Raw genomic sequence first — 5,269 nt, 5'->3', positions numbered from 1 at the left:
GTTTTCAAATGCATTCAATGTAGATTTTTTTACTTCATCCAAAAATTCCAAGAATGTTTTATCCTTTTTAGGGCGATTTCGAAGCGCAAGAGTGTTTACAAACATTCCAATAACATTTTCAACATCTAGATGATTTCGCCCAGAAATTGGAGTACCTACGATGATATCTTCTTGGTCACCATACTTCGAGAGTAATACATTATATGCTGCTAACAATAACATGAAAAGGGTCGTATCCTTTCTAGCAGCTATTTGATGCATATGACGGGTTAATGTTTTTCCTATATAGACAGAAATACTATCCCCTTTCGATCCTTTTACCGATGGTCTAGGATAATCCGTTGGTAACTGAAGTACAGGATATTCCTCTGAAAATTGACTTAACCAATAATGCTCCTGACTTTGTAATTCTTCAGATTTCAAAAAGCTATTTTGCCACGCAGCGTAATCTTTATATTGAATATGAAGCTCTGGTAATTCTTTTCCTTCATATAATTGAACAAATTCATTTACCAATAACTGAATAGATTGCCCATCTGCAATAATGTGATGCATATCAATTAACAATAAGTGTTTGTTCTCTTTAAGCTCTACAAGTTTTAATCTTATTAACGAATTATTGTATAAATCAAATGGTTCAACAAAATTTGCTATTAATTCAGATGTTTTTTCATCCCTTAGATGAAGCAACTCAATTTCAATAGGGTTATAATCATGAATTTGTTGAACAGGATTACCATCCTTAACTTTAAAGGATGTTCTTAATGATTCATGCCTTTTCAATAACATTTGGAAAGTAGATTCAACTCGTTTTATATCAAGCGTCCCTTCAATAATCATTGCTTTTGGCATATTATAACTCGTTTGAAATTTATTTAATGCCTGTAACATATAAATTCTTTTTTGCGCAGAAGAAAGCAAATAATCTTCCCTTTCCTCTACTTTTTCAATTGCATATATCTTTTCACTTTTAATTTGAGAAATGTATGCAGATTGTTCCTTGACAGTTGATAGTTGAAAAATGATATGTATAGGAATAGAGATTTCAAATTCTCGATAAATTCTCGATACGAATGAGGCAATCTTTAATGAATGCATTCCTAAATTAAAAAGATTATCGGATATACCTATTTTTTCTTTTTCAATACCAAGGATTTGACTCCATATGGTAATCAATTTTTCTTCCAACTCATTCCAAGGTGCATGATAGGTTGATTCTCCACTTATTGCTTGTTTTGGTTCTGGGAGAGATTTTTTGTCTATCTTTCCATTTATCGTTAGAGGAAATTGATCAATCTTAACAAAGTAATCGGGAATCATAAAACCTGGGAGTCTTTTTTCCAGGAAATTTCTAAATGTTGACACGGGTATTTCTTCCGATGACATGTAATAAGCACATAAAAAATTCGATTCTTCTGAATCCTTAAGTGCTATAACAAGAACATCATCAATAGATTGATATTCTTTTAATTGATACTCAATATCTTTAAGTTCAATCCGAAAACCTCTAATTTTCACCTGTTCGTCTAATCTTCCTAGATATTCTAGATTCCCATCAGGCAACCAACGCGCAAGATCTCCCGTTCTGTACATTAAACTACCTGAAAAAAAAGGGTTAGGTACAATTTTTTCATTTGTTAAGGATTGATTATTAACATATCCTTTTGCAAGAGATTCACCGGAAATACATAGTTCACCAGGCATACCAATAGGTTGTAATTTCTGTTCATTGTCTAATATATAAACATAGTTGTTTGCGATTGGCTTGCCTATGGAAATCTTAGAATCGACCTTTAAATTTCGATAAACAGTAGTAACAACACTATTCTCTGTAGGCCCATATTCATTCGCAATTTCAACATCTTTCAATTTTTCTGAACTTTCCCTCAAAAGATTTGCTGTAACTTCCTCACCAGCTAACGTAATAATCCTTAAACATAACTGATCTTCATATTGTATCTCAGCCAACAGACTGCTATAAAGCGATGGTGTACTAATAAAATGTGTTATATTATGACGTTGAACAATATTATACAAATAGGGTGGGTTCTTTACATCATCATTTCCTACTAATATTATTTGTGCACCTGAAACAAGCGGTGTAAAGAAACTCGTTACAAATCCATCAAACGAAAAAGAGAAAAGCTGAAGTACACGATCCTTCTCTGTCAGCTTGTATTCATTTTTTCTCCAAAGAATGTTATTTGTAATACTTTTATGCTGAATCATGACACCTTTTGGCTTACCAGTAGTTCCAGACGTGTAAATACTATAGGCTAAATCTTCTCCTTTATTGATTGAAGGTAAATTCCCTTGATTTTTTGTATTCTTTTGTAACACTTCTAAATCAATTATCTCTCCATTGAAGTCTAATTTAGTTCTATCTTCCGTTTCTTTTAATAATAGACCTAAACCGCTGTCTTGGATAATTGCATTTTGACGTTCTAATGGATACTTTGGATCTATTGGTACATAAGCACCACCAGCTTTTAATATACTTAAAAGCCCAATAGCCATCTCTATACCCGGACTAATCATTAATCCAACGAACGTATTTGAAGATACCCCTTTTTGACGTAAAAGCGCAGCCAATTGATTGGCTCTTTTATTAAGTTCAGAATAAGTAATTTCACTTTCCTCAAATCTGATTGCAACTCTATCAGCACTTTTTTTGACTTGTTCCTCTACCAATTCATGTAGCAGTTTTTTATTACCAAAATTCACAGTTGTTTGGTTAAATTCCTCAAGTAATTTTTCCTTTTCTCTCTCTGTAACTAAATCTAAATCGCCGACTTTATATTCTGGGTTATCTATGAATTGTTCGATGGTCATGACAAACTGCGTAGCCAGATTACGTATAAAATCACTACTATATACTTTCTGATAAATAATTTCTCCTGTAATCTGATTATCATCATTTTGAGAAAAATGAAACGCTATTTTAGCTCGTGTATCACTTGTACAATTTTTTTCTCGAAGATTTTCAAAATTAATAAGTACAGGGAAGTAAATGTCCTCTGTCTCTGAATGAAGTAATCCCATGGATGATAATAGAGAACTAATATTTAATTTCTGATGATCAACAGCATCATTAACCGTGTTTTTTACGTTTAATAGAAGTTCTTTCCATGTCATATCAGGCGATACCGTATTTCTAAATAAAGTAAGATCATCCATACCGTTTTTTAATCCGGTTGTACCTATTAATATATCGTTATTCCTTGTATATTTTTGCAGAATAACATTTATAGACGTAATTAAAATTAAGAATGTTCCCCATTTCGAATAATTACTAATCTTATTAATTTTTTTGCTTACCTCTATTGGAATTGGGATGGAAAACTTCACTGTTCCCTCACTTTTAACTGTTTCTAGATCTGGCAGAAAACTACTAAACTCAATATCCCCTGATAATTTTTCTACCCAGTATTGTTTCTCTTTTTCAAGATCTTCATTTATGTATAATTCTGGCGTTAACGTGTTCGGTTTCATAACATTTTCCTTTCTTTTGCTTCTTAGTATGGCCTGTAAAAGGTCATACTAAGAAGTAGTTAATATTAAAATGAGAATGTTAAATCCTCTGGAAACGAAATCTCCTCAGATGCTTGGCTACCTTCTACTTTTATATCAGCGATTTTTATCATTGTGTCTACGGTAACTTGTTTTGCAATCAAATCTATATCTTCTGCAATTTTCTTTATCGTTTCTTGTTTATAGATATTGTCTTTGTATACGATATTTAGATTAAAATAATCTCCACTTTCGACTACATTAACAGTTAGATCAAATTTAGCCTTACCACTCTCATAAGGATATTCTTTTAACTTCAGACCTGCTACATTATAAAAATGATTATTGATTTTATCCTTTTTATAAATAAACATAGTGTTAATAATCCCTTGAGAACTATTCATATTACTAAATTGAAGGTAGTCCAACAGCATTTCATAAGGATAGTCTTGGTTTTCAAAAGCCAACATCGTATTATTCTTAACTTGTTGCAAGAAGTTGATAAATGTTAAATCTGCCTTTGGATTATTACGAATTGCTAACGTATTTACAAACATACCAACTATATTTTCTACATCTGTATGTGTTCTACCAGCAGTTGGAGTTCCAACAATAACATCATCAGAATTGGTATATTTAGAGACCAAAATTGTATACAGGGCAAAAAACATTTGAAACAACGTTATTTTATTTGCTCTTGATAGGTTAACTAAATTCTGACAAACTTCTTGATTTAATTTATAATTAAGAACTCTTCTTTGATTTGAATGAGGATTATTACTAGGATAATCAACCGGAAGCTTCTTTAGCAGAACATCCCCTTTATACAAATTGTGCCAATATGTTTCTTGCTTTCTTAATTGCTCCTGAAACTCGCTACTTTGCTGCCAAACAGCATAATCTTTGTATTGTAGTGAAGGTTCTGAAAGAATATCCCCTTTATAAAGTCGAATAATTTCATTCAATAATAATTGAAGAGAAAATCCGTCAGCAATAATATGATGCACATCAATACAAAGAACAAATTTTGATTTATCCACTTCAAAAAGTTTCGCTCGTATTAATGGTGCTTTCGTTAAGTCAAAAGGTGTTATAAACTTTTCAACATTTAGACGAATATCTGCTTCATTAATCACTTTGTATTCCAGTAAAAAAGGAATATTTGGATGTATCTTTTGTACAAATTCTCCATCTACAAACCCAAACGAAGTACGAAATGCCTCGTGTCGCTTTATAAGTTCATTCAATGTACCTTCTAAGCGATGTCTATCCAATTCGCCTTCAATTTCCAATAATACTGGCGTATTATAGCTTGTCCCCATTTGTTTCGTTTGTTCTAAGATAAAGAGTCTTTGTTGTACATATGATAGCGAATAATACTCTTTCTTTTGAGCTTTTGGTATCGGCTTATGCATAAATTCTTTACTATTTATAAGGTGAACTGCTAAGGACTTGATTGTTGACATTTTAAATATATCTCTTAAACCAATTTCTTTATTAAACTGCTTATTTATTTTTGTTAATAATGTTACAGCATTTAAAGAATGACCACCCAACTCGAAAAAGTCATTGGTAACTCCAATACGATTATCTTCAATTCCCAATACTTCTGACCATATTTGCACCAATTTAGCTTCCATTTCATTTTGTGGTGCTATGTATTCCTCTTGATTTAAGATAACTTCTTCTTTAGGTAATGCCTTTCGGTCTAACTTACCATTTAATGATAATGGCATGTTTTCCAAATGCACAAAATTAG

2 protein-coding genes are annotated in these 5,269 nt (G+C 31.8%); both read right to left on the bottom strand.

The features are described from left to right. Window positions 1-3,492: amino acid adenylation domain-containing protein (locus tag MR107_RS29200; RefSeq protein ID WP_242293089.1), on the bottom strand; the 3,492-nt coding region annotated here is incomplete at its 3' end. 65 nt (window positions 3,493-3,557) lie between these two features. Beyond that, window positions 3,558-5,269: condensation domain-containing protein (locus tag MR107_RS29195; protein ID WP_242293088.1), on the bottom strand; the 1,712-nt coding region annotated here is incomplete at its 5' end.

The sequence above is a fragment of the Bacillus cereus group sp. BfR-BA-01441 genome (genome assembly GCF_022663075.1).
GTDB classification, from domain to species: domain Bacteria; phylum Bacillota; class Bacilli; order Bacillales; family Bacillaceae_G; genus Bacillus_A; species Bacillus_A cereus.
Note: the sequence above shows the minus strand (reverse complement) of the source record. Positions and strands in the feature narration are given on the sequence as shown.